Origin of the sequence: Arthrobacter sp. NQ4, from assembly GCF_029077345.1 — a bacterium.
Classification (GTDB): domain Bacteria; phylum Actinomycetota; class Actinomycetes; order Actinomycetales; family Micrococcaceae; genus Arthrobacter.
The window spans coordinates 88438-108853 of record NZ_JARETC010000008.1 but is presented as its reverse complement, the minus strand read 5'-3'; the positions used below and the strand labels follow the sequence as shown (position 1 = coordinate 108853).

General features: G+C 66.1%; 21 protein-coding genes. 4 read left to right on the top strand and 17 right to left on the bottom strand.

Going from position 1 to position 20416, the window contains the following annotated elements; genetic code table 11:
• Nucleotides 1–13 precede the first annotated feature (13 nt).
• A complete protein-coding gene (locus tag PUN51_RS14440; protein ID WP_275181414.1) occupies nucleotides 14–430 on the bottom strand; it encodes a C-glycoside deglycosidase beta subunit domain-containing protein in 417 nt (138 codons plus the stop codon).
• A gap of 53 nt (nucleotides 431–483) precedes the next feature.
• Between PUN51_RS14440 and PUN51_RS14435 the strand changes: the two genes are divergently transcribed.
• Complete coding sequence (locus PUN51_RS14435; protein ID WP_275181413.1) at nucleotides 484–1488, top strand: restriction endonuclease subunit R; 1005 nt, start codon at nucleotides 484–486, stop codon at nucleotides 1486–1488.
• 82 nt (nucleotides 1489–1570) lie between these two features.
• On the opposite strand, the gene PUN51_RS14430 is transcribed toward PUN51_RS14435, so the two are convergent.
• The 12 genes from PUN51_RS14430 to PUN51_RS14375 form a co-directional block, all read right to left on the bottom strand.
• Nucleotides 1571–2575, bottom strand: a complete 1005-nt coding sequence (locus tag PUN51_RS14430) for a sugar phosphate isomerase/epimerase family protein (RefSeq protein WP_275181412.1) — start codon at nucleotides 2573–2575, stop codon at nucleotides 1571–1573.
• A 12-nt stretch (nucleotides 2576–2587) separates the two neighbouring features.
• On the bottom strand, nucleotides 2588–3775 hold the full coding sequence (locus tag PUN51_RS14425; RefSeq protein WP_275181411.1) for a Gfo/Idh/MocA family protein: 1188 nt from the start codon (nucleotides 3773–3775) through the stop codon (nucleotides 2588–2590).
• Nucleotides 3772–4170, bottom strand: a complete 399-nt coding sequence (locus tag PUN51_RS14420) for a C-glycoside deglycosidase beta subunit domain-containing protein (protein ID WP_255173964.1) — start codon at nucleotides 4168–4170, stop codon at nucleotides 3772–3774. The genes PUN51_RS14425 and PUN51_RS14420 overlap by 4 nt, the downstream gene beginning before the upstream one ends.
• A gap of 9 nt (nucleotides 4171–4179) precedes the next feature.
• On the bottom strand, nucleotides 4180–5244 hold the full coding sequence (locus tag PUN51_RS14415) for a sugar phosphate isomerase/epimerase family protein (protein ID WP_275181410.1): 1065 nt from the start codon (nucleotides 5242–5244) through the stop codon (nucleotides 4180–4182).
• A 19-nt stretch (nucleotides 5245–5263) separates the two neighbouring features.
• Nucleotides 5264–6370, bottom strand: coding sequence for a sugar phosphate isomerase/epimerase family protein (locus tag PUN51_RS14410; RefSeq protein WP_275181409.1), 1107 nt, complete (start codon nucleotides 6368–6370; stop codon nucleotides 5264–5266).
• Nucleotides 6367–6762 (bottom strand): C-glycoside deglycosidase beta subunit domain-containing protein, encoded by a 396-nt coding sequence (locus PUN51_RS14405; RefSeq protein ID WP_275181467.1) that lies wholly within the window; start codon nucleotides 6760–6762, stop codon nucleotides 6367–6369. The genes PUN51_RS14410 and PUN51_RS14405 overlap by 4 nt, the downstream gene beginning before the upstream one ends.
• Nucleotides 6763–6823: 61 nt before the next feature.
• Entirely contained in the window at nucleotides 6824–8404 is a 1581-nt protein-coding gene (locus PUN51_RS14400) for a GMC oxidoreductase (RefSeq protein ID WP_275181408.1), read from the bottom strand.
• Nucleotides 8401–9174 carry a TIM barrel protein gene (locus PUN51_RS14395; protein WP_275181407.1) on the bottom strand — a complete coding sequence of 258 codons (774 nt, stop codon included), beginning with the start codon at nucleotides 9172–9174 and terminating at the stop codon, nucleotides 8401–8403. The genes PUN51_RS14400 and PUN51_RS14395 overlap by 4 nt, the downstream gene beginning before the upstream one ends.
• Before the next feature lie 39 nt (nucleotides 9175–9213).
• Nucleotides 9214–9552, bottom strand: a complete 339-nt coding sequence (locus PUN51_RS14390) for a nuclear transport factor 2 family protein (protein ID WP_275181406.1) — start codon at nucleotides 9550–9552, stop codon at nucleotides 9214–9216.
• A 38-nt stretch (nucleotides 9553–9590) separates the two neighbouring features.
• On the bottom strand, nucleotides 9591–10427 hold the full coding sequence (locus PUN51_RS14385; protein ID WP_275181405.1) for a carbohydrate ABC transporter permease: 837 nt from the start codon (nucleotides 10425–10427) through the stop codon (nucleotides 9591–9593).
• Nucleotides 10428–10430: 3 nt separating this feature from the next.
• Nucleotides 10431–11390 carry a carbohydrate ABC transporter permease gene (locus tag PUN51_RS14380; protein ID WP_275181404.1) on the bottom strand — a complete coding sequence of 320 codons (960 nt, stop codon included), beginning with the start codon at nucleotides 11388–11390 and terminating at the stop codon, nucleotides 10431–10433.
• A gap of 60 nt (nucleotides 11391–11450) precedes the next feature.
• Complete coding sequence (locus tag PUN51_RS14375; protein ID WP_275181403.1) at nucleotides 11451–12734, bottom strand: ABC transporter substrate-binding protein; 1284 nt, start codon at nucleotides 12732–12734, stop codon at nucleotides 11451–11453.
• 236 nt (nucleotides 12735–12970) lie between these two features.
• Between PUN51_RS14375 and PUN51_RS14370 the strand changes: the two genes are divergently transcribed.
• Entirely contained in the window at nucleotides 12971–13915 is a 945-nt protein-coding gene (locus tag PUN51_RS14370) for a LysR family transcriptional regulator (protein WP_275181402.1), read from the top strand.
• On the opposite strand, the gene PUN51_RS14365 is transcribed toward PUN51_RS14370, so the two are convergent.
• Nucleotides 13912–15390 carry a C-glycoside deglycosidase beta subunit domain-containing protein gene (locus PUN51_RS14365; RefSeq protein ID WP_275181401.1) on the bottom strand — a complete coding sequence of 493 codons (1479 nt, stop codon included), beginning with the start codon at nucleotides 15388–15390 and terminating at the stop codon, nucleotides 13912–13914. The two genes, PUN51_RS14370 and PUN51_RS14365, sit on opposite strands and share 4 nt — an antisense overlap.
• 29 nt (nucleotides 15391–15419) lie before the next feature.
• Nucleotides 15420–16712 (bottom strand): C-glycoside deglycosidase beta subunit domain-containing protein, encoded by a 1293-nt coding sequence (locus PUN51_RS14360; RefSeq protein WP_275181400.1) that lies wholly within the window; start codon nucleotides 16710–16712, stop codon nucleotides 15420–15422.
• 113 nt (nucleotides 16713–16825) lie between these two features.
• Here PUN51_RS14360 and PUN51_RS14355 point away from each other — a divergent pair, with 113 nt between their 5' ends.
• Nucleotides 16826–17695 (top strand): ThuA domain-containing protein, encoded by an 870-nt coding sequence (locus PUN51_RS14355; RefSeq protein WP_275181399.1) that lies wholly within the window; start codon nucleotides 16826–16828, stop codon nucleotides 17693–17695.
• A gap of 36 nt (nucleotides 17696–17731) precedes the next feature.
• Here the strand turns inward: PUN51_RS14355 and PUN51_RS14350 are convergent, their stop codons facing one another.
• Entirely contained in the window at nucleotides 17732–18673 is a 942-nt protein-coding gene (locus tag PUN51_RS14350; RefSeq protein WP_275181398.1) for a carbohydrate kinase family protein, read from the bottom strand.
• Between the two features lie 42 nt (nucleotides 18674–18715).
• Nucleotides 18716–19510: an alpha/beta hydrolase gene (locus tag PUN51_RS14345; RefSeq protein WP_275181397.1), complete on the bottom strand. Its 795-nt coding sequence runs from the start codon at nucleotides 19508–19510 to the stop codon at nucleotides 18716–18718.
• A gap of 174 nt (nucleotides 19511–19684) precedes the next feature.
• Here PUN51_RS14345 and PUN51_RS14340 point away from each other — a divergent pair, with 174 nt between their 5' ends.
• A complete protein-coding gene (locus PUN51_RS14340; RefSeq protein ID WP_275181396.1) occupies nucleotides 19685–20341 on the top strand; it encodes a cyclodeaminase/cyclohydrolase family protein in 657 nt (218 codons plus the stop codon).
• The last annotated feature ends 75 nt before the right edge of the window (nucleotides 20342–20416 follow it).

The following is a 20416-nucleotide window of genomic DNA, read 5'->3' as shown; positions in this document are numbered from 1 at the left end:
CAGGGGGCTCCGGTCAGGCCACGTCGCGCGAGGCGCCAGGCAGTACCGCGTGGAGTGGGTCCAGCCGGGCTTCGATATGGAATGGCAGCACCAGCGGCCGGCCGGGAGCGGCCTGCAGGTAGGGCACCAAAAGCTGGAAATCAACGGCAATGAGATGGCTGCCGCCGGCGAGCCCGTGCCCGCAATGCACCACCAGCCGGTCCTGGACAAACCACCAACCGGCTTCCTCCTGCAGCGCAGCCGGCGGCACGCGCCGCGCCCCCAAAACCACCGCCAGCCCTCCTGGCGGAACAGCGCCGCCGTCGACCTCCACCGCCAGGCCAATGATGCTCGAAAGCGGCATGGAGCGGATCCAGGGCAGGCCGAGCCGCAACTCAAAGCCGCCCGGAACAGCAGTAAGGGCGTCAGGGCGAAATGCTGTTTCCATCATGGCTTCCATCCTTTATCCTGAATCTGACATAAGATTGCCAGTAAGATACATAAATGGGAAGGCTCCTTGTGGCTGCCAAGATACCGAGCAGTTGGACCCTCTGCGCCAGTTCGTTCAATTGGACCCCCGAAATCATCGCGGCCCGGCGCGCTGCCGCGGACATTGTCACGGGGATCGTTGCGAGTACGGCTGGCACGGTGGAACTTGAGCCCGGCCTGGTGTGGCGCTCCTTCCCCAATCCCCAGCACACCGAAGTGGACGCGCTGCGGGATGCCCTGGCTGGGGAGGGCGGGCGTATCAGCATCGTGGGTGCGAGCCTGGACGACTTCACGTCGCCCAGCCGGCGACGCACACTGCAGGAGCGGCTGGACTTCCTGGTGCCGCAGCTGGTGGCGGCCCGCCGGGTGGGTGCCAGCGGGGTTCGGCTTCCCCTCGGGCAGGCCGGCCCGAAGCTCCTGGCATTGGTGCAGCCGCTTCTTCACGACCTGGATCTGGTGCTGTATGAAGAGGTCCAGGGCCAGCAGACTCCGGACAGCCCAGCAGTTGCTCCGGCGCTGGATGCGATAGCGGCTCTTGGCGATAAGCGCGTCCGCGTCCTGGTGGACATCAGCATGCTGATGCCGGCACTTCCTGTCAGCTACCTCGAGGAACTGGGGAAGGGCGGCGTCAGCCCGGACCTGTTGAAGCGCCTGGCCGAAGAGTGGCGGGATCCTGCAACCGCCGGGGCAATACACGCACTGCTCCAGGCAGGCGGGGTACCGCCGCGGATCCATACCCTCTTTATGAACCTGCTCATCCGCTTTGGCCGGAGCGAAGCCGGCGACCTTCAGGGGATCCTGCCACTGGTGGGTGCCTTCCACCTGAAATTCTGGGACCTGGACGACGACGGCGGGCGGGTTTCGCAGCCGTTGCGGGATCTCGGGGGCCTCCTCAACCGGAACGGGTTCACGGGCACACTGACCAGCGAGTGGGGTGGCCACGAATGGCTGGGCGATGACCCCACTGACATGACGCGGCGGCACTTGGCGCTGGCGGAGAATGCGTTGGCGGGCGGGTAGTCCGGCCAACCAGAGCTGCCGGACTGTTAACGAGAATTGCCGGCCTGGGATGTCCCGGGCCGGCAATTCCTGCGTGTTGCTGCTACTTGGTGCTGAAGGCGGCATCGAAGGCGGCCGCCGAGGGCTCGTACCCGGAGAGCCGGCGGACAAACTCCAGCGCTTCGGGAGCGCCGTCAAGGCGGTCCATGCCGGCGTCCTCCCACTCCACGGAGAGGGGTCCGCGGTAGCCGATGGAGTTGAGCATCCGGAAGGCGTCCTCCCAGGGCACGTCGCCGTGGCCGGTGGAGATGAAGTCCCAGCCCCGGCGCGGATCCGCCCACGGCAGGTGGGACGAGAGGCGCCCGTTGCGGCCGTTGGTGAGGCGCTTCTTCGTGTCCTTACAGTGCACGTGGAAGATGCGGTCCTTGAAGTCCCACAGGAAGCCGACGGGGTCGATGTCCTGCCACACCATGTGGCTGGGGTCCCAGTTCAGCCCGAAGGCTTCCCGGTGCCCGATGGCTTCAAGCGTGCGCTGGGTTGTCCAGTAGTCGTAGGCGATCTCGGAGGGGTGGACTTCATGGGCGAACCGGACACCCACCTCGTCGAAGACGTCAAGGATCGGGTTCCAGCGGTCCGCGAAGTCCTGGTAGCCGGCGTCGACCATCTTTTCCGTTGCAGGCGGGAACATCGCGACATACTTCCAGATGGACGAGCCCGTGAAGCCCGTCACCGTCTTCACCCCAAGCCTGGCCGCAAGCCGGGCGGTGTTCTTCAGTTCCTCGGCTGCACGGCGGCGGATGCCCTCAGGGTCGCCGTCACCCCACACCTCATCCGGAAGGATGCCGCGGTGCCGTTCGTCGATCGGATCGTCACAGACTGCCTGGCCCTTGAGGTGGTTGGAGATGGTCCAGGCCTTGAGTCCGTTGCGCTCCAGGATGTCCAGCCTGCCCTGCACATAGGCGTCGTCATCCCAGCGCCACGGGTCAAGGTGGTCGCCCCAGCAGGCGATCTCGAGTCCGTCGTAGCCCCATTCTCCGGCCAGCCGGGCCACCTCTTCGAACGGCAGGTCGGCCCACTGGCCGGTGAACAGGGTGATTGGTCGTGCCACGTACATCTCCTCCTATAGCGCCGCGGCGGTGACGCCGGCGGCGACCCGCGTCCAGGCGGAATCATTGTGGGAACTGTGCTCCACTGCCTCAAGCACCCGCTGGACCTGGAGCCCGTCGGCGAACGTCGGATGCGGGTCGATGCCGTCCGCAATGCCCTCCACGAGGTCCTTCACCTGGTGGGAGAACCCGTGCTCGTACCCGAGCATGTGGCCGGCGGGCCACCAGCCCGAAAGATACGGGTGCCCGGCCTCGGTGACCAGGACCTTTCGGAAACCCTGCCGGTCAGCGGGTGCGGTGCGGTCGTAGAACTGGACGCTGTTGAGGTCTTCGAGGTCGAAGGCGAGCGCGCCCTTGTCCCCGGAGACCTCGATCTGCAGTGCGTTCTTCCGCCCGGTGGCGAACCGCGACGCTTCGAAGGACGCGAGCGCCCCGGTCTCGAACCGGCCGGTAAAGATGGCGATGTCGTCAACGGTCACTGTGCCGTACCCGGCGCCGGCCGCGCCGGAAAGGCCGGAGCCGGAATCCAGCAGCGGGCGCTCCTTGACGATGGTGTCGACGGTGCCGGAGACCTTTTCCAACGCCAGCCCGGTGACGAACTGGGCCAGGTCGATCGCATGCGCACCGATGTCGCCCAGGGCCCCTGACCCGGCATGTTCCTTCTGCAGCCGCCAGGCCAGTGGCATCTTCGGATCGACCAGCCAGTCCTGGCGGTAGGACGCACGCACCTGGTTGACCGTGCCCACGGCCCCTTCGGCGACGAGGTTCCGGAGGAGGGTCACGGCCGGAACGCGGCGGTAGGTGAAGCCCACCATCGCGCGGATCCCGCGGACCGCGGCACGCTTCGCAGCCTCTGCCATCGCTTCGGCCTCGGCCACCGTGTTGGCCAGGGGCTTCTCACACAGGACGTGCTTGCCGGCCTCCAGCGCGGCAATCGCTATTTCGGCGTGCGAGTCGCCGGGGGTGACAATGTCGACGACGTCGATGTCTTCCCGTGCGATCACGTCCCGCCAGTCGGTGGCGGACTCCGCCCACCCCCACTTCCTGGCGGCGGCAGCGACGGCGTCGGCGTTCCTGCCCACCAGCACGGCCATCTCCGGCTCCACCGGCAGGTCGAAGACGCGCGGCGCGGTACGCCAGCCCTGGGAATGCGCCGCGCCCATGAAGCCGTAGCCGATCATGGCCACGCGCAGGCGTTTCATGCCAGCACTACCTTCCGGTCCACGGCCACCCGGTTCCCCACGTAATGCATGGGGGCGATCTGCATGTAGAGCAGGCGGAGCGTCAGGATGACCTCGACGTCGATCTCCTCGCCGGCCCCGGGGACGCGGTCCAGCGGAATGATGATCTCCGGCTTGTCCGCGACGAACCACAGCGTCTCCCATTGCTCCGGAAGCTCCGCGATGGAGTAGGAGGTCCCCTGCAGCTCGAACCGGAGGGATTCCTTGGGAATGGCTGTCCCGTTGACGGTCGCCGCGACGTCATCAACAGCGGACAGCCAGAGGCTGCGGTACCAGGGCAGCTGCACCGACACGGCGATGCCATCGGGGTGCCTGCGGACGTCGGTGTCCTGGAACAGGGAATTGTGTGTTGCCATGGGCTTTCCTTACTTGGAGGTCTGGACCAGGGTCGGGTGGGAATCAGTTTCGTCAGCGCCGGCGGCATCTTCGATGGCCTGGCGCATCAGGGCGTGCTGCTTCTTGACCAGGTCGATCGGATCGGATTCGCCGAGGTCGGCGAAAGCGTGTCCCTCCCATTCGCTGGACAGGAAGCCCTGGTAGCCGCCCTTGACGAACTGGCGCACAATCCGCGGGATGTCCATGGCGGGCTCGTTGCCCTCGGCGTCGATGTCGTAGAACTTGGCGTGCACGTGGAACATCTGCGGCATGATGTCCAGCCATTCCTCCGGCGGAACCAGTCCGTGCATGTTGAACGCCAACCTGGTGAACGGGCCCAGCCGGGCGGGGTCGAAGTTGTTCTCCCGCAGATAGTCCTCGAACTCCTGGTTGCGTTCCTGCATGGGCAGGGGCTTGCGCCAGATGTCCTGCATGACGGCGAAGTGCTCCTCCGGCAGGCCCATCTGTGTCAGCGTGCGGAACAGGGTGGGCGAGAGGCTGTGCATGGTGGAGCTGAAGTCCGCCGTGAAGCCCAGGCGGTCGCTGCCCAGCTCCTCGTACATCTCGCGGATCTGCAGGATCTTCGGATCGTTGGGCCCCTGTGGCGCATGGATCTCGTAGCCGAGCTTCTGGTCGTACTGCTCGGCCAGCGGAAGGAGCCGGCGGAGGAGTTCCTTGCCGGCGGAACGGATGACGATCTTGTGGAAGCCCAGCGTGTTCGCCGTCTTGAGCTGGCGCGCGAAGAAGGCGTATTCCTCGTCCGGGGTCATGTCCCGGTCCTTGCGGCGGCCCATATCCAGGTTGGTGCCCACGGCGCTGGGGGTGAGGCCGTAGCGGTCCATGCTGTCGCGCCACAGTTTCACGAAGTCGTTGTCCACGTCCGGGTAGGTGCGCAGCATCTGGGCGATGTTGAACTCCACGCCGGGGCCGAGGCCTTCGTCGGCCACAGCCTTGATCAAGGTCTCGGGCGTGTAGAGCCCGGCTGCGAATTCAGAGGTGAGTGAGTAGAGGGTGATGCCCAGCTCGATGCCCGAGCCGGCGATTCCTTCTGGCATGTCTTCTGTTCCTTTCCTGTCAGCCGCGGACGGGCTGGGCGAGGTGGCTGTTGAGGAAGCGGCGGGCTTCGGCGGCGTCCGTAATCATGGCGGAGCCGGCGTCTTCGGCGGCGGACCGCTGGACGGCCTGCTCGCCGCGGATGATGTCGAACGGGTCCTCCCAGTTGTTCCAGTGCCAACCTTCGTATTCGCTGGAGATCGCGCCGGAGTAGCCGTTTTCCACCAGTTGGCGGACAAGGCCACGGACCGGAACCGAGGGCTCTTCGCCGTTCTCGTCAATCCCGAAGAACTTGCCGTGGACGTGGCGGACCCACGGCATGATTTCCAGCCAGGTGTCCAGTGGCGCCGGGCCGAAGAGCCCGGTGCCGTTGATGCCGAAATCGATGCCGAGGTCCGGGCGGCCGTTCCGCGCTGCGAGGCCGATGAAAGCACCGAACCGTTCGCCGTGGACCTTTTGGGTGTTCGGCGGCCCTTCCGCGTAGAAGCCGTTCCACATCTCCACGACCTGCTGCAGCAGTTCCTCGGAGGCACCGCGGCGCCGGTAGGCCTCCAGGAGCGATGGGGCGAACCCGGTGACGGTGGCACCCCAATCGGCAGTGAACCCGAGCAGCGGCGAGTTCAGCTTCTCGTACCGGTCGCGCAGGGCCAGGATGCGTTCGTGGGCGCCGTGCTGGTCCGCGTGGACCTCAAGGGCCAGGGTGACGCCGTACTGCTCCGCGACCGGGAGCAGGCTTTCCATGGCATCCGGTGTCAGGGAAATCTGGACCCGGGCGATCGGGAAGCCCAGGCGGGCGGCCACCTCGATCTGCGTTCGCATGTATTCGACCAGTTCGTCGTGATTCATGAGCCGGTCACGGCGAAGCCCGGTGTCAACGTTGACGGCCAGCGAGGTGGGGACGAGGTCCACCTCGGCCACGAGGTCGCGGAAGTGGCCCACGAAAGCGTCGTCGATGTTGTTCGGGAAGCCGCGCAGGCTGGAGAAGCCGATGACTTCGAGTCCGGGGCCGAAGCCCTCGGCCGCCACTTTGCGGATCAGGCCGTCGAGGTCGTACTGCCGGCCGTGGAAGGCCCGCGTGAAGCTGTAGAGGGTGACGCCCTGGATGGGCGTGCCAAGGCTGCTGGTCATCGCTGTGCCACCTTCATGGTCTTGGTGTCGTGCTCTTCGATGTGCAGCACGCCGTGGTCGGTGATGATGTACGGAATGTAGAGCTTCAGGTCCACCCGTACCTCGTGGTCGGCCTGCGGATCGCTAAGCGGCAGGTCGCCGGAGAGGACGGCGGAGTCCAGCGGGAACCACCACTCGCCGGTCTGGTCCACCAGTTCGGCAAAAGTGAAGGTGCGGTTGTTCATGGTCCATCGCAATGACTCTTCGGGAGCGGCAACGCCATCCACGGTGAGGGCGGCCCCGGCGATGCACGAGCCCGGAAGGGCGCGGTACCACGGGATCCGGACTTCGACGGCGGCCCGGCCGTCCTGGCTGGTGAGCGTTCCCTGCTCGATGATGCGGTCGGCAATCATGGGGACTTCCTTGTCTGCGGCTTGCCCTGCCTGCCATGCAGCGGCGGCATCAGCCACTTATTCATTGTTTAGTCATTTTATTGTCTGAATTAGACATAAGTAAAGCGCCTGCCAGCTGCGATGCGCCACCCAGCTCCTCAGCGATTCGCCCGGCCCCGCGCACGGCGAGCGCCACCGCCGTAAGGGTTGGGTTGCATGCTGTGGCGGTGGGAATGACGCCGTTGCCGGCCACAAAAAGGCCGGGGACGTCCCAGACCTGGCTGTCCGGGGAACACACGCTCGTGCCGTCGTCGCACTCCCCCATCCGGGTGGTGCCCTGGTAATGCAGGGACGCACCCGGCGGGAGGACGAACGGCCGCTCGTCAAGCGGCTCACCCACCGCCTTTCCCAGCCGGATGATCTCCCGCTTGGCCCGGTCGAGCACGTCCCGGTCCTTGTCCGTGAGGCGGTAGTGGATGCGCAGGGCGGGCATGCCGTAGCTGTCCAGGGTGTCGTCGTCGAATGCCACCCGGTCCTCCCGTTGGAGGTCCTTGGCGCAGAACAGGCCCAGCCCCACGATCGATCCGGGAACTACGGGGTCGTCGTCAGCCAATGGGATGGGCGAGGCGTCCAGCTGCATGATCTGGCCATGAAAGGGCTTGTCGTCCGTGTAGGGCACCCAGGTGACGCCGCTCTGCTCACTGAGGGCACCGCCCGCGCCGTGCTGCGGTTCGCCGGAAGTGACACCGCGGAGCCTGCTGGCAAACACCACCTGCGCCTGGTCGTTCAGGTAACGGCCCAGGGCATCGGGACGGATCCCGGAGGCCCAGAGTAGCTGCGGGGTGCGGAGGGCATCGCCGCCGACCACCACGTACCGCGCGGCGATGCGGTGTGTTTCGCCAGTGCGGCGGTCCTCCACCTCGACGCCTGCGGCCCGGCCCCCGTCCACCAGCACGCGCCGGACCAGGGACTCGTCAAACAGCTCGAACCGCGGGTTTTCCCGCGTGGCCTCCCCCATGACGACGTCCGATCCCGACCATACGAGCCGTCCGTCGTCCCGCCGGTGCACGGCGAGCGGCATGGGCTGGACCCGGAATTCCGGCTGGCGGCCGTCATCAACGGCTGCGGAAAGGCGGTCATGGACCAGGCCGGAGAACGGGGCGCCCTCGAATGCCGTGGCGGTGACCCCCAGGAGGCGGCCGGCCTCCTGGAGCAGCTGTTCCAGGTCCGGGAGGAACCCGATGCGCTCCTTGCCGCCGGGACGGGGGCACGCGGCCGTCCAGTGCGCGGCCATTCCACCCACGTTGCTGGACATGGCAGCAACAGGCATGCCGTCCTCGCCGGGAAAGGCGTAGCCGTCCTGCAGCAGGTAGGTGCCCGGCCGGGCACGGCGTTCGCCGCTCTTGACCGCTCCCGGGGAGCTCACGGTCTCCGCGCCGGCGCCGGGACCTTCCGACGCCCGCTGGGCGAGCATGCGGCGCTCCTGGTCCTCGATGTTCTTGACGTGGGAGCCCGGCGGGCTGCTCACGGTGGGGCCTACCTCGAACATGGCGAGGGTGGCCTCCGGTGCCCGTTCGCTGAGGATGCGGGCGTAGGCGGATGCGGTGGGGCCGCTGCCGACGATTGCCACATCGACGGCGGCGGGGTAGCGGTTGCTGCTCACCACCCTGCCACCAGTTCCTGGATCCGCCGTACGGACTTTGCGGACTCGATGGTGGGGTAGTACTCGAGCCCGATTGGCCCGGTGTAGCCGCTGTTCTGCAGGTCCGTGAGCTTCGCGGCCCAGTCGATGGAGCCTGAGCCAGGCTCGCCGCGGCCCGGGGCATCGGCAATCTGGACGTACTTGACGAGGCTGCCGGCGCTGGCGAGCTCGGCGGCGACGTCCTCGCCTTCCACCGTGGAGTGGTAGAGGTCGTAGAGGACGCCGAAGTTGGGCGAGTTGACGCCCTTGGCCACGTAGACGGCTTCCGAGGTCCGGTCCAGGAGCGCCCCGGGGTGGTCCACCCGGATGTTGACCGGTTCCAGGACCAGGGTGATGCACGAGCCCTCGATGTGGGCCACGCCCTGGGTGAAGATGTCGATGAGTTCGTCCAGCTGGTCCTGGCGCTTCCGGCCGCCGAATCCGGTGCCGCTGCCCACCACGATCCGCGGGCAGCCGAGTTCCTTTGCCACTTTGATGCCGGCATCGAGGCCCTCGTAGAAGGGTCCGTGGTTCTTCGGCGGGATCATGAACTGCATGCGGGGCTCGGCCAACTGGGCGGTGAGCTGGACGCCGGTTTCCTCAAGGGCTTCCTTGAGGGCCGGGATGTCCTTGCCGGTGGGGCCCCACATCTCGACGGCGTCGAAGCCTGCCGCTGCTGCGGCCCGGACGCGGTCGGCGGCGTCGCCGGCTTCGGTGAAGAGAAGGTCGATGTTGGGTGCGAGCTGGTACATGGGGTGTCTCCTGAACTGGGTCGTTGCTAAAGGTCGCTGCTAAAACATGGGGTGGTTGTGGACCGGACGCTCCGGAACGGGCTGGAGCACGTCCCAGTGCTCCACGATGCGTCCGGCTTCGAAGCGGTAGATGTCCGCGACGGCGGCGTCAGGACGCCCGGGGCCGGAGGCGCGCACGTGCACCATGGCCAGGTCGCCGTCCACCAGGATGCGCTGGACGTCGAAGCGGGCGTCCGGGGAGCCGTCGAACTTGGGGGTCAGTGCCTCGATGGCCGCGGCGGGGCCGTCCGGGATGGTGGGGTTGTGCTGGCGGTAGGTGTCAGCAACCAGGTACTCGAACGCTTCCCGCACCCGTTTTTGGGTGTAGAAGATCTCCACGAAGCGTTCAACGCTTCGCGGTTGCCTGCCATCGGGGGTCAGCCTTTGAGGCCGCCGGAGAAGCCTTGGATAAAGCGCTTCTGGGCGAAGAGGAACAGGGCCAGGATGGGGATCATGGAGACGATCACGATGGCGAAGATCGAGTTCCACTGGGAGACCAGCGAACCGATGTAGTAATACATGGCCACCGGCAGGGTCTGGTTGGCGGAGCCGCCCAGGAAGATCAGGGACGTGAAGAAGTCGTTCCACACGATGAGCCCCGCAAAGATGGTCACGGTGCCCGTGGCGGGGGCCATCATGGGGAACACCACCTTGGAGAAGACCTGGGACCTGCTGGCGCCGTCGATCGTTGCTGCCTCCTCATAGTCCGCGCCCAGGCCGCGGAAGAAATTGGAATAGAGGAAGATCGAGAGCGGCAGGAGCATGCCCGTGTACAGCACGATCAGGCCCCAGGCCGAGCCGGTGAGGCCCAGCGCGCGGGCTCCCATGTACAGCGGCACCGCCCCGAGCTGGCCCGGAAGGATGATGGCGACCAGGAACAGGTAGTAGGCGGCTTTGCTCCACCGCCTGGTGCTGCGGGAAATCACGTAGCCGGTGACGGACCCGAGGGCCACCAGCCCCAGGATGCTGCCGGCGGTGATGATGGCACTGTTGGCCAGGCCCATCACCACGTTGGAGTTCCCCTTGGCGGACAGGACGGCAACGAAGTTGCTGAAATCCGGATGGACTGGCGGGGCCAGGGCTGACGTGGTGAACAGTTCGTTGGCGGGCTTCAAGGCCGTAGTGACCAGGAAGTAGAACGGTGCGAGGAACAGCAGGGCGAGGGCCCAGAGGCCGATCTCGCGGAGCAGGGTGAGCTTGGTGTAGCGGAACATGGCTTAGTCCTCGGGGTTCGAACGCGTCAGCCGCTGCTGGATTACGGCGAAGAACAGGATGATGGCGGCCAGCACCAGGGCAAGGGCAGCGCCGCCGCCGAAGTTACCCAGCGCGAAGGCCTGCTTGTAGACCTGGGTGGCCAGCGTTTCCGTGGCCCCTGCGGGTCCCCCGCCGGTGAGCGCCATGATGGGGTCGAAGACGCGCAGTCCCTGGACGATGCCCAGCGTGGTGGCAATGGCGACGGCGGGGCGGATCGCGGGAAGGGTGACGTTGCGGAACCGCTGCCACAGGTTGGCGCCGTCTATGGCTGCCGCTTCTTCCACTTCCACTGCAACGCCCGCCAGTCCGGCCATGAAGATGACCATGGCAAAGCCGGTGGACGACCAGACCAGGACCACCAGGACGGTCCAGATGGCCCATTGCGGATCCGCGAGCCAGGGCTTGGCCTGGTCGCCGGCGCCGATAGCCGTGAGGAATGCATTGAGCGGGCCGTCGAAGTCGAAGATGTACTTCCAGATGTAGGCCGTCGCCAGCGGGCTGAGTACTACCGGCATGAAGAACAGGGTGCGGAGGATGTAGCGCGTCTTGATCACCCGGTTCAGCCCCAGGGCAATGATCAGTCCGGCGATATTGCCCAGGAAGACCGAGCCGAAGGCCAGGAAGAGCGTGTTTGAGAGAGCCCCGACTTTCGTGGGGTCCTTGAAGATCGCTTCAAAGTTGGCCCAGCCCGTGATCTTGAACGCGCCGATGCCCGTCCAGTTGGTGAAGGCAAAAAATCCGCCGATGCCGGTTGCCACGTAGTGGCTGGCAAACACCAGGGCTATCCCGGGGAGGGCCCACCACCAGTGTCCGAACTCCAGGCCGTGGCCCCGGAAGCGGGTGCTTTGGCCCGCCCCCGGGGTACGCCTGCCTCTCCGGGGTGCTTCAGCTGCTTCGCTTTTCGGTTGCATCGTCGCAGTCATGGTATTTCCTTGCTTGTCCCTTTGAGTTGTTTGGACCGTCGGTGGTGAAGAACGCTGTGCCTAGCCCCAGGCTGCGTCCATGGCCTGCAGCACCTGGTCAGGGCTCTTCTGGCCCGTGATGATTCCCTGGACACCGGTGGCGAGCGCGTCATACACGGCGGAGTTGGGCCACTGGATGTTGGGCAGGGGGCTGTAGTTTCCGTTCTTGATCAGCTCACCCACGTTCTTGTAGGCGCCGCCTTCGAAGTCGTACTTGTCCAGTCCGCTGACGGGGAGGGCGCCGTCGATCTCGGCAAATGCCTTGGTCTGCTCCGGCTCCGCGGCCCAGTCGAGGAAGGCCTTGGCAGCTTCCTTGTTCTTCGAGGCCGCGTTGACGGAGAAGGCGTAGTTGGCGCTGGCGTAGACATAATCCTTGCCGCCCTTGTCGGCGGGAAGCGCGCGGACGGCGAAATCGGTACCGGACGCAGCTGACGCCAGCTGCTTCCAGCTGGGAGCCGGGATGAAGCCGGCCACGGCGGTGCCGCCGGCAAGGCCCTTGGTGATGGCGTCAAAGCCGGCACCGGCAGCGCCCTTTTGGAAGCAGCCGGCGTCCTTGAGGGTGTTGACCGCTTCCAGTGCCGACTTCCACCCGTCGGAACCGGCGAACGTCACTTCCTTGGCGGCGCGCTTGTCATTCCACTTGGGGTCTTCGGCGTACACCCGGGTGGCGGCCAGGGACATGGCCATCAGGCCTGTGTTGGGAGGGGCCGAGCCAGCAATGGCAAAGAGCGATTTGCCGGACGATTCAAGGGTCTTGCATTGGTCTTCCAGGGCTGCGAAGTCCGCGGGGAACTGTCCCGCGGACTTGACCGCTGCCTCGTTGGAGACAAGGGCAGCAACGGTGATTTCCGTTGCCTGGCCGTAGACCTTGCCGTCCTTGCCGAAGGTGCTGTCGCTTCCAGCCGGCAGGAGTTTCCTGGCCGCGTCATCCAGCGGCTCAAGGAAGCCGGCCTCGGCCAGCGGCAGGATGCTGCGGCCCTGGCCTGAACCCGGGGTCGTGACCACTACGTCGGAGGCGTTGCCGGCCTGCAGCTGCGTCCGGAGGGTCTGGTCGTAGGAGTCGTTGGGCTGCGGGTTGAACGTGATCTTCACGTCCGGGTGCGCCTTCATGTAGTCCTCGCCCAGCTTCTGGAACGGGCTTTCGATGGTGTTGGAGGTGGCGAAGGAGAGCGAGAATTCCTTGCTGCCGGAGGAGCTGGCGCTTTCAGCGGAGGACGAGCAGCCGGTGAGGGCCAGGGCAGCCAGGGTGGGGACGGCAAGGGCGCCGGCAACTTTGAGTGCCAGGGAGCGTCGGTGCTGTGTCATGTTCAGCCTTTCAGACTTCGTTGTCGAAGAACATCCGGGAGCGGTGATCCCGGTCACTCACCAGTATGGGTGAGATGTGTAGGAAAAGCACATAAGTCTTTGCTATGACAGACATAAGTCTGGCGGAGGTCATGCAAAAGGTCCATGGTCCATCGGGGCTGCTGATGGACGGTACGGGTGATATCGAGGGCGCTGATAAACTTCCGTGACGTGCCTCACGATCGAAAGATTGCTCCGTGACCAACTACGCCTCGCTAGCGCGGCTTGACCTGAACCTGCTGATCTCGTTGGACGCGCTCATCACAGAACGCAGCGTCACCAGGGCAGCGGAGCGCCTCCATCTGAGCCAGCCGGCATTGAGCGCTTCCCTTGCACGGCTGCGGTCCCATTTTGGCGATCCCATCCTGGCCCGCCGCGGCAACGCCTATGAGCTGACACCTTTCGCGCTGCGCCTGGCCGAGCACACCACAGCCGCCCTTGAGGCTGCCCGCCGGGTCTTCGAAAGCCAGGCATCATGGGAACCGGCCGACTCCGAACGAGAGTTTTCCATCTACGGTTCCGATTACGGCTTCAGTACAATCGGCCGCGTTGTTTCGGAGCTCGCGGCACACCGCGCCCCGGGAGTCCGGTTCCGGTTCATGCTGCACAATCCGCTGGTGGTGGAGGATGCCGCCAACCGTCTTCGTTCGGTGGACGGCATGGTCATCCCGCACGGCTTTCTTAGCGGATTGCCGTACCAGGACCTGTGGCGCGACGACTGGGTGGCCATCGTTTCCTCCTCCAACGGTGCCGTCGGCGAAAAGATCACCATGGAGAACATCGCAGAGCTGCCTTGGGTGATGACATACCAGTCCCGGTCAGCATTTACGTCCGCCCAGCGCCAGATCCAGCAGCTGGGGATTGAACCGCGGGTGGAGGTCACGGTTGAGAGCTTCCTCGCCCTCCCCCACTTCGTGCTGGGCACGCACCGGATCGGGCTGATCCAGGCAGCGCTGGCACCGGTTGCCCTGCAGCTGGACGGCGTGCGTGTCCTGCCGCTGCCCTTCGATGCCACTCCGCTGGTCAATGCCCTGTGGTGGCATCCCGCGCATGACCGGGACTCCGAACATGAGTGGATGCGTGCCCTCTTCAAGGAGGCGGCGGACATTGTCGCCGCCTCCGCTTCAGGGGAACCCCGCTAGGCAGTCGCCGGCACGGACCGCATGCTCTTGCGGATGAGGTCATGCTGCTTGCGGACCAGCAGCAGCGGGTCCACTTCGCCCAGTTCAGCGAACGCGTGGCCTTCCCACTCGCTGGACCAGTAGCCGCGGTAGCCGCCCTCCACGAAGACGCGCACCAGCTCCGGGTAGTCGACGGCGGGCTCGTCGCCATGCTCGTCGATGTCATAGAACTTTGCGTGGACGTGCAGGATTTGGGGAATGATGTCCGCCCACTCCGCAGGGCTGACGTGGCCGTGCATATTGAAGGCGAGGTGCGCAAAGGAACCCAGCCGGGCAGGGTCGAAGTCGCGGCCCTTGAGGTAGCCGATGAATTCCTCCTGCCGGGCCCGCATGGGCGCATCGGTGGCCCAGATGGCCTGGAGGGTGTCGACGGAGTCGTCGTCCAGGCCCGCCCGGCGCACGGCACGGAGGAGCGTGGGCGACATGCTGCGCATGGTGGAGGAAAAGTCCGCCACGAACCCCAGCAACGGCGAATCGAGTTCCGCGTAGACGTCCCGGACCTTCATGATTTCCGGCGAGTTGGGTCCCATCGGCGCGTGGATTTCGTAGGCCATCTTGAGTTCCAGCTTCTCGGCCAGCGGCAGGAGGCGGCGGAGAAGGCCAGGCTTGGCGCTCTGGATGCGGACCAGGGGGAATCCCAGCTTCTTCGCACCATGGAACAGTGTCTCCGTGAACTCATACTCCTCGTCGGGTGTCATGTCCCGGTCCCGGCGCCTGCCCATGTCCAGGTTTGCGCCGAACGAGCTGGCGGTGAAGCCGTGCTTGTCGAACGCCGTCTGCCAGGCCCGGGCGAAGTCATCAGTTACGTGGGGGTAGGTGGGGAGCACCTGGGAGGCAACGATCTCAATGCCCGGGCCGATGCCAAGATCGGCAACCCGGTTCAGCAGCCCGTCGAAGTCGTACCAGCCGGCGCGGAACTCGGCGCTTGCCGAATACAGCGTGAGCCCAAGGGCGAAGGGGTCTTCCCCGGTTGCCGGCGGAGGGGGTGCCGCCGCCGTCGTGAGTAGGGGTGCGGGCGCAGGCCCATCGGTGACGGACAGTTCCAGTTCCTGGTTCACGAAGTTGGGGACATACATGCCCGGGCCCCCGTCCTGCCCCGGGGCAATCTGCATGTACGGCAGCCGGAGCTCGCCGATGAGCTGGACGGAGTGGTGGTCCCCGGTAGCAGCGGGCCGGTCACGGCGGACAATGAGGAGCGGGTGTTCCTGCAGGTACCAGAGGGTTTCACTCTGCGCCGGAAGGTCGGGCAGTGCGTAGCGGGTGCCGCCGAGCTCCAGGGACAGATCCTCTTGGGGGACGTCCTGGCCGTCGATGGTGAGCCGGAGGCTGGTGACCGAGGAGAGCCAGAGGCTCCGGTACCAGGGCAGGGTGAGGGAAAGGGCAAGTCCGTCCGGGTGGGCGCGGAGGCTGGATTCGTCAAGGAGTCCGTTGGGCATGATGGTTCTCTCTACTGGGATGGGGATGGTCAGTCGAGGTCGGAGGTGATGCTGCGGATGAGGGCATGCTGGCGGCGCACCTGCTCGATGGCCCGCCAGGGAGTGCGTTCGCCTTCGTATTCGCTGGAGAGGTAGCCGGTATAGCCGGAGTCCTTCAGTGCCTGGAGCACGGGACGCCAGGGAATCTGCTGGTCTTCCAGCCGGTCGTTAATGTCGTGGAATTTCGCCTGGATGAACACCACATATTGGGCAATGTCCTTGAAGTCCGCGGGGTTTACGCCGATGCCGTCAAGGAACGCCGGACGGCTTTCCCTGGTCTCACCTTCGCGCAGCGGTATGGGCCGGTCCTGGAAAATTCCGGTGTCGATGAGCAGGCCGAAGTTCTTGGTTCCGGTCCGCTCAATGAGCCCGATGTAGTCATCCACTACCGGGTGCTTGATGGGCGTGGGCGAGTGGATCTCGGGGCAGATGACCACTCCCAGCTCGTGGGCCAGGTCAAGGGAGTGTTCCACCGATTCCGTCCAGATGGGATCCGGCACGAGGTCGCTGGAGACCACGCCGATTTTTGGCCGGACAAAGCTGAAGCCCAGCCGGTGGGCGAGTTTCAGGTCCCGCTGCAGTGCCTGCGCGCCTTCCGCGGCCGTCATCGATCGGCGCGGGTGGAGCCTGGTATCAATCCAGGAACCGTAGTTGGTGGGCTCCAGTGAGTATTTTTCCAGCAGGTTGAACCAGGTGTCGATCCAGGCCGGCGAGGGCTCCGGATAGCCGGGAACGTGCCCCTCGCCGAGGATCTCGACCCCCGTCGCGCCCACATCGGCCACGTGGGCCAGGGCACTTTCCAGGTCCAGGACTGTGCCGAAATCGCCCATGTAGCTGTAGAGGGAAACTCCGTAGCGGAACGTCCCGTCGCCGCCTTCCGGCGCCAGCGTGACCCTGCGGCTGACCCGGTGGATGGTGGGCTGGTGCTCAACAGGTATGTAGGACATCCGTAACCGCAGCTCGATGCTCAGTTCATGGACACCTTGCGGAAGGCCGCCGTCGAACGGAACCGTTATCACCGCCGCTTCCTCAAGCGGCCAGCGGACGCCTTCGCTGGCCCACAGCTCCGGCAGGGTGAACGTCCGGCCGCCGAAGGTCCACAACGGAACGTCCGGACCGACGTCCACCAGGTTGCCGACGCGCACGGCAACGCCATCGACCAGGGAAGCTGCCATGCCCCGGTAGGAGGGCATCCGGACGCGGAACTGGAAGCCGGTTACCCGCCCTCCTTCCGTGACGTTGCGGAAGCCTGCGGACTGGATGAGGTCTCTTTCGAGAAGCATCGTTGCTCACTCTCTGTAGGGGCATGCCGATCGTAGCAACCATTATGTCCTTTTCAAACTAAAGTATGTAGACTTTCGCCAAAACTGTCGATAAGCGAGGGAGCGGGGCAGCAGTGGCCGATAAGTTGAAGGCACTTATCCTGTCCGGGCACATGACCCGGGAGCATGACAATGAATTCCGCAGCTTCCGGGCGCACAACCAGTGGCTCTCCACTGTCCTGGAGGACACGGGCAGGTTCCACGTGCGCGTTGTGGAGGACCCGCGCGGGCTGGGAGCAAGCGTCATCGATAAGTACGACGTGGTCCTGGTGGTGTTCGAGGGGCGGGACGGCTACCACGAAAAGGCGGTGGGCTTCGGCGCCGAAACCGATGCCGCGCTGCTGAAGTTTGTTCACGAGGACGGGAAGGGCATCGTATGGTTTCACGGCTCGGCCGTCCAGGAGGACGACTGGGGCTACCCCGAGGAGTACAACATCATGCGGGGCGCAAAACTCAGTGTGCCCACCGGGCTTCGGCCGCGGCCCTGGGGTGAGGCGCTGCTGCAAACAGCGGAGCCCCGCCATCCCATCACGGAGGGCGTCAGCGGGACATGGACCGTCACGGGTGACGACATCCTGACCGGGGTGCAGCTGTATGACGGCGCGGAAGTGCTGCTGTCAGTATTCGATGACCTGGAGTCCTATGAGAATGCGCCCATGTGGCCCATGCCGCATTACCCCGTGGATATCCCGGAGGGAGGCCTCGCCAACCTTCCCGGGATCAATACGCGGCAGCCACTTGCCTGGATCAACAACTATGGCAGCGGCCGCAGTTTCACGATCACCATCGGCCACGACATCGACACGTTCCGGCGCATCGAGTTCATCCGGATGTTCCCGCGCGGCGTGGAGTGGGCCGCCACCGGGAAAGTCACCCTCGACGGGCCGGACCGCCGCGGTGAGCGCCGCTTCCTGCCCTGGCCCTACTACAACCACGAGGGGTAGGGGCCGCCCCAGCGGCCCCCGGCTCCGGATGCTGCCTCAGGCTTCCGCCTCTGCCCCGTGGAGTTCCTCCCGGGTCGGCGGGTTGGCACCCGGGCGCGACACGGTGACTGCTGCGGCGCGGGCGGCGTGTGCCAGGAGTTCGGAGAGTCCCTCGACGGGAAGGTCGCGCAGGTCCTGCCGGTTCTGGGCGCCGTCCAGCTCCCGGTCCACCAGGCCGGACAGCAGCGCCGCCATGAAGGAATCCCCGGCCCCCACGGTATCCGCCACTTCCACCCTGGGAGCAGGAATGGCGGCTTCGCCGGCACGGCACACACCCCACGGCCCGTCCGCACCGCGGGTGACCACCACCATGGCGGGACCTTCCTCCCCGCCGAGCGCCAGCCACTTGCGGGCCGAATCCAGCACATCCTGTCCCGGATAAAGCCAGGCAAGGTCCTCGTCGGACGCTTTGACCACGTCGGACAACGTGACGAACTTTTCGGCCTGGCGCCGGGCAAAGTCCACGTCCGTGATGATGCTGGGCCGGCAGTTGGGATCGAAGCTGATGGTGGCGGACGGGTGGGCGTATTCGACGGCGGCCAGCACTTCTGTGGCACCGGGCGCCAGCATGGTGGCAATGGAGCCGGTGTGCAGCAGGGTGGTTCCCTGCAGCATGAAGCCAAGCCGGTCTGCCAGGTGCGGCAGCTCCCAGGCGAGGTCGAAGGTGTAGGTCGCGGCGCCGTCGTCGTCAATCAGTGCGGTGGCCACGCTGGTGGGCAGCTCGTCCGGGGGCATCGGCAGCATGACGGAGCTGGCGCGCAGGTGCGCAGCCACCGAGTCGCCGTACGCGTCCCGGCCGTAACGGCCAATGAACTGCACCGGGTGGTCCAGCCGGGCCAGGCCCACGGCGACATTCAGGGGGCTTCCGCCCACGTGGGCCTCGATTCCGGAAGCGCGCTGGACAACGTCAACAAGGCCTTCGCCGATCACTGTGAGCATGGTCATACTCTGCCAGAAAGCGGCCGGCGGCAGCAGTTCGTGTCAGCTGAGCAGCTTTCCAACCAGTTCGCGGCACGTCACATAGGCCTCCGCAGCGGGATCGATGAGCGCGAAGTGGTCTCCCGGCACCGTGATCAGCCGTGCCGGGACGGCTGCGGAACGGCTGGCGTCCACGTACGTTGTGGACATGCACAGGGGAACGTCGTTGTCTTCCGTCGTGTGCACGGCGTAGACCGGAACGTCCAGCGGCAGCACGGCCATCGGGTCGGTCACGCGGTGGCGTCCGGGGAAGTCCGACGACGGTCCGCCCAGGAGGTTGCCCACGGCGCCGTTGCTGAGGCCCAGCCTTTCGGCTTCGGCCAGGTTCAGCACGCCGGACTGGCTGACCACCCCGGTGAGGCGGACGCCGTCGTTCGTGTTATTTACTTGGCAGGCCTCCGCCGTCCCAAGCCCGTCCAGCCGGTCCCTGCCCGCCGCCCACACCGCCAAGTGGCCGCCGGCCGAATGCCCCAGCGCCACCACTTGGCCCAGGTCCAGCGAGTGGGGCCCTGCGAGCGCGGCAAGCTTGTCGATGCCCGCAAGGATGTCCTGGAAGGTGCCCGGCCAGCCCCCGCCGTTGCCCGCCCGGCGGTACTCCAGGTTCCAGGCGGCCATGCCGTGCTCCGCCAGGTCCTTCGCCAGCGGCTCCCCCAGTTCGGCGCCGTAGGTGGAGCGCCAGTAGCCGCCGTGGATCACCACCACCACGCCCCGGTGCTTGCTGTCGGCCGGAAGATCCGGCAGGAAAAGCTCGCCCCACTGGCTGGGGTCCTGGCCGTACTGGTATCTATGCTGCTGCACCTTGCCGACACTACAGGCGCCCGCCGGCGGGTGAGTGTCACACTGGCCCACTTTTGCCCCGGCATCCGCGGTAACTCCGCGGGCTTCCGCGGCCCGGGCCCCGAAAACTGGGCCAGCGCGGGCATTGCGGCTGTTTCCGTTTAGCCGGCGGCCCTTGTGGGCACGGTTCCTGGCATGGAAGAGGCTGAAGTAACCACCCAGGATTCGACTGTTGAAGAGTGGACAAGCGCACTGGCGGAGTCCACGGGTTCGCCGGGCGGGGGCGCGGGGACCGGCCTGATGCTGGCGGTGGCGGCATCGCTGACGTCGATGGTCGCCGGCTACAGCGGCAATGGGGAGGACGACGGCGGGGAGCCGGCCGGGATACGGGCGCGGGCCCGAGTGCTGCGCCGGGAAGCCCTGAAGCTGGCTGATGACGACGCGTCCGCCTCCAAAGCCTTCGGCGCCGCCTTCCGGCTGGAACCGGGCCCGGAACGGGACGAGGCAATCCGCCGCGCGTCGCTGGAAGCCGCAGCATCCTCTGCTGTCCTTGGCGAGCGGGCCATCCAGGCAATCGACGACCTCGCCTGGCTGGCCACCAACGGCAACCGGGCACTGGTCGCAGATGTCGTGGTCGCGTTCGGCGCCCTCCGTGCGGCAGTGGCCGGCGCCCGCACCAATGTCAGTTTCGACCTCGGATCCCTCCGCTCCGCCGGGGCCACCCTGGAACAGGTCCGTCAGCAGCAGCCGGACCTGTGGGCCGCCGTCGAGAAACTCAGTGAAGCCATGGACCGCATCGACACCCTGGCCGCGGACATTGACCACCGGGCCGCCCCGACCGACGCGGCCTGAGCAGGGCAAACATGTGACCGCCTGGTATTGATGGCGTTCCCCAGGTGGTTGGACTCTGCTGCACGGCTGTGCTTA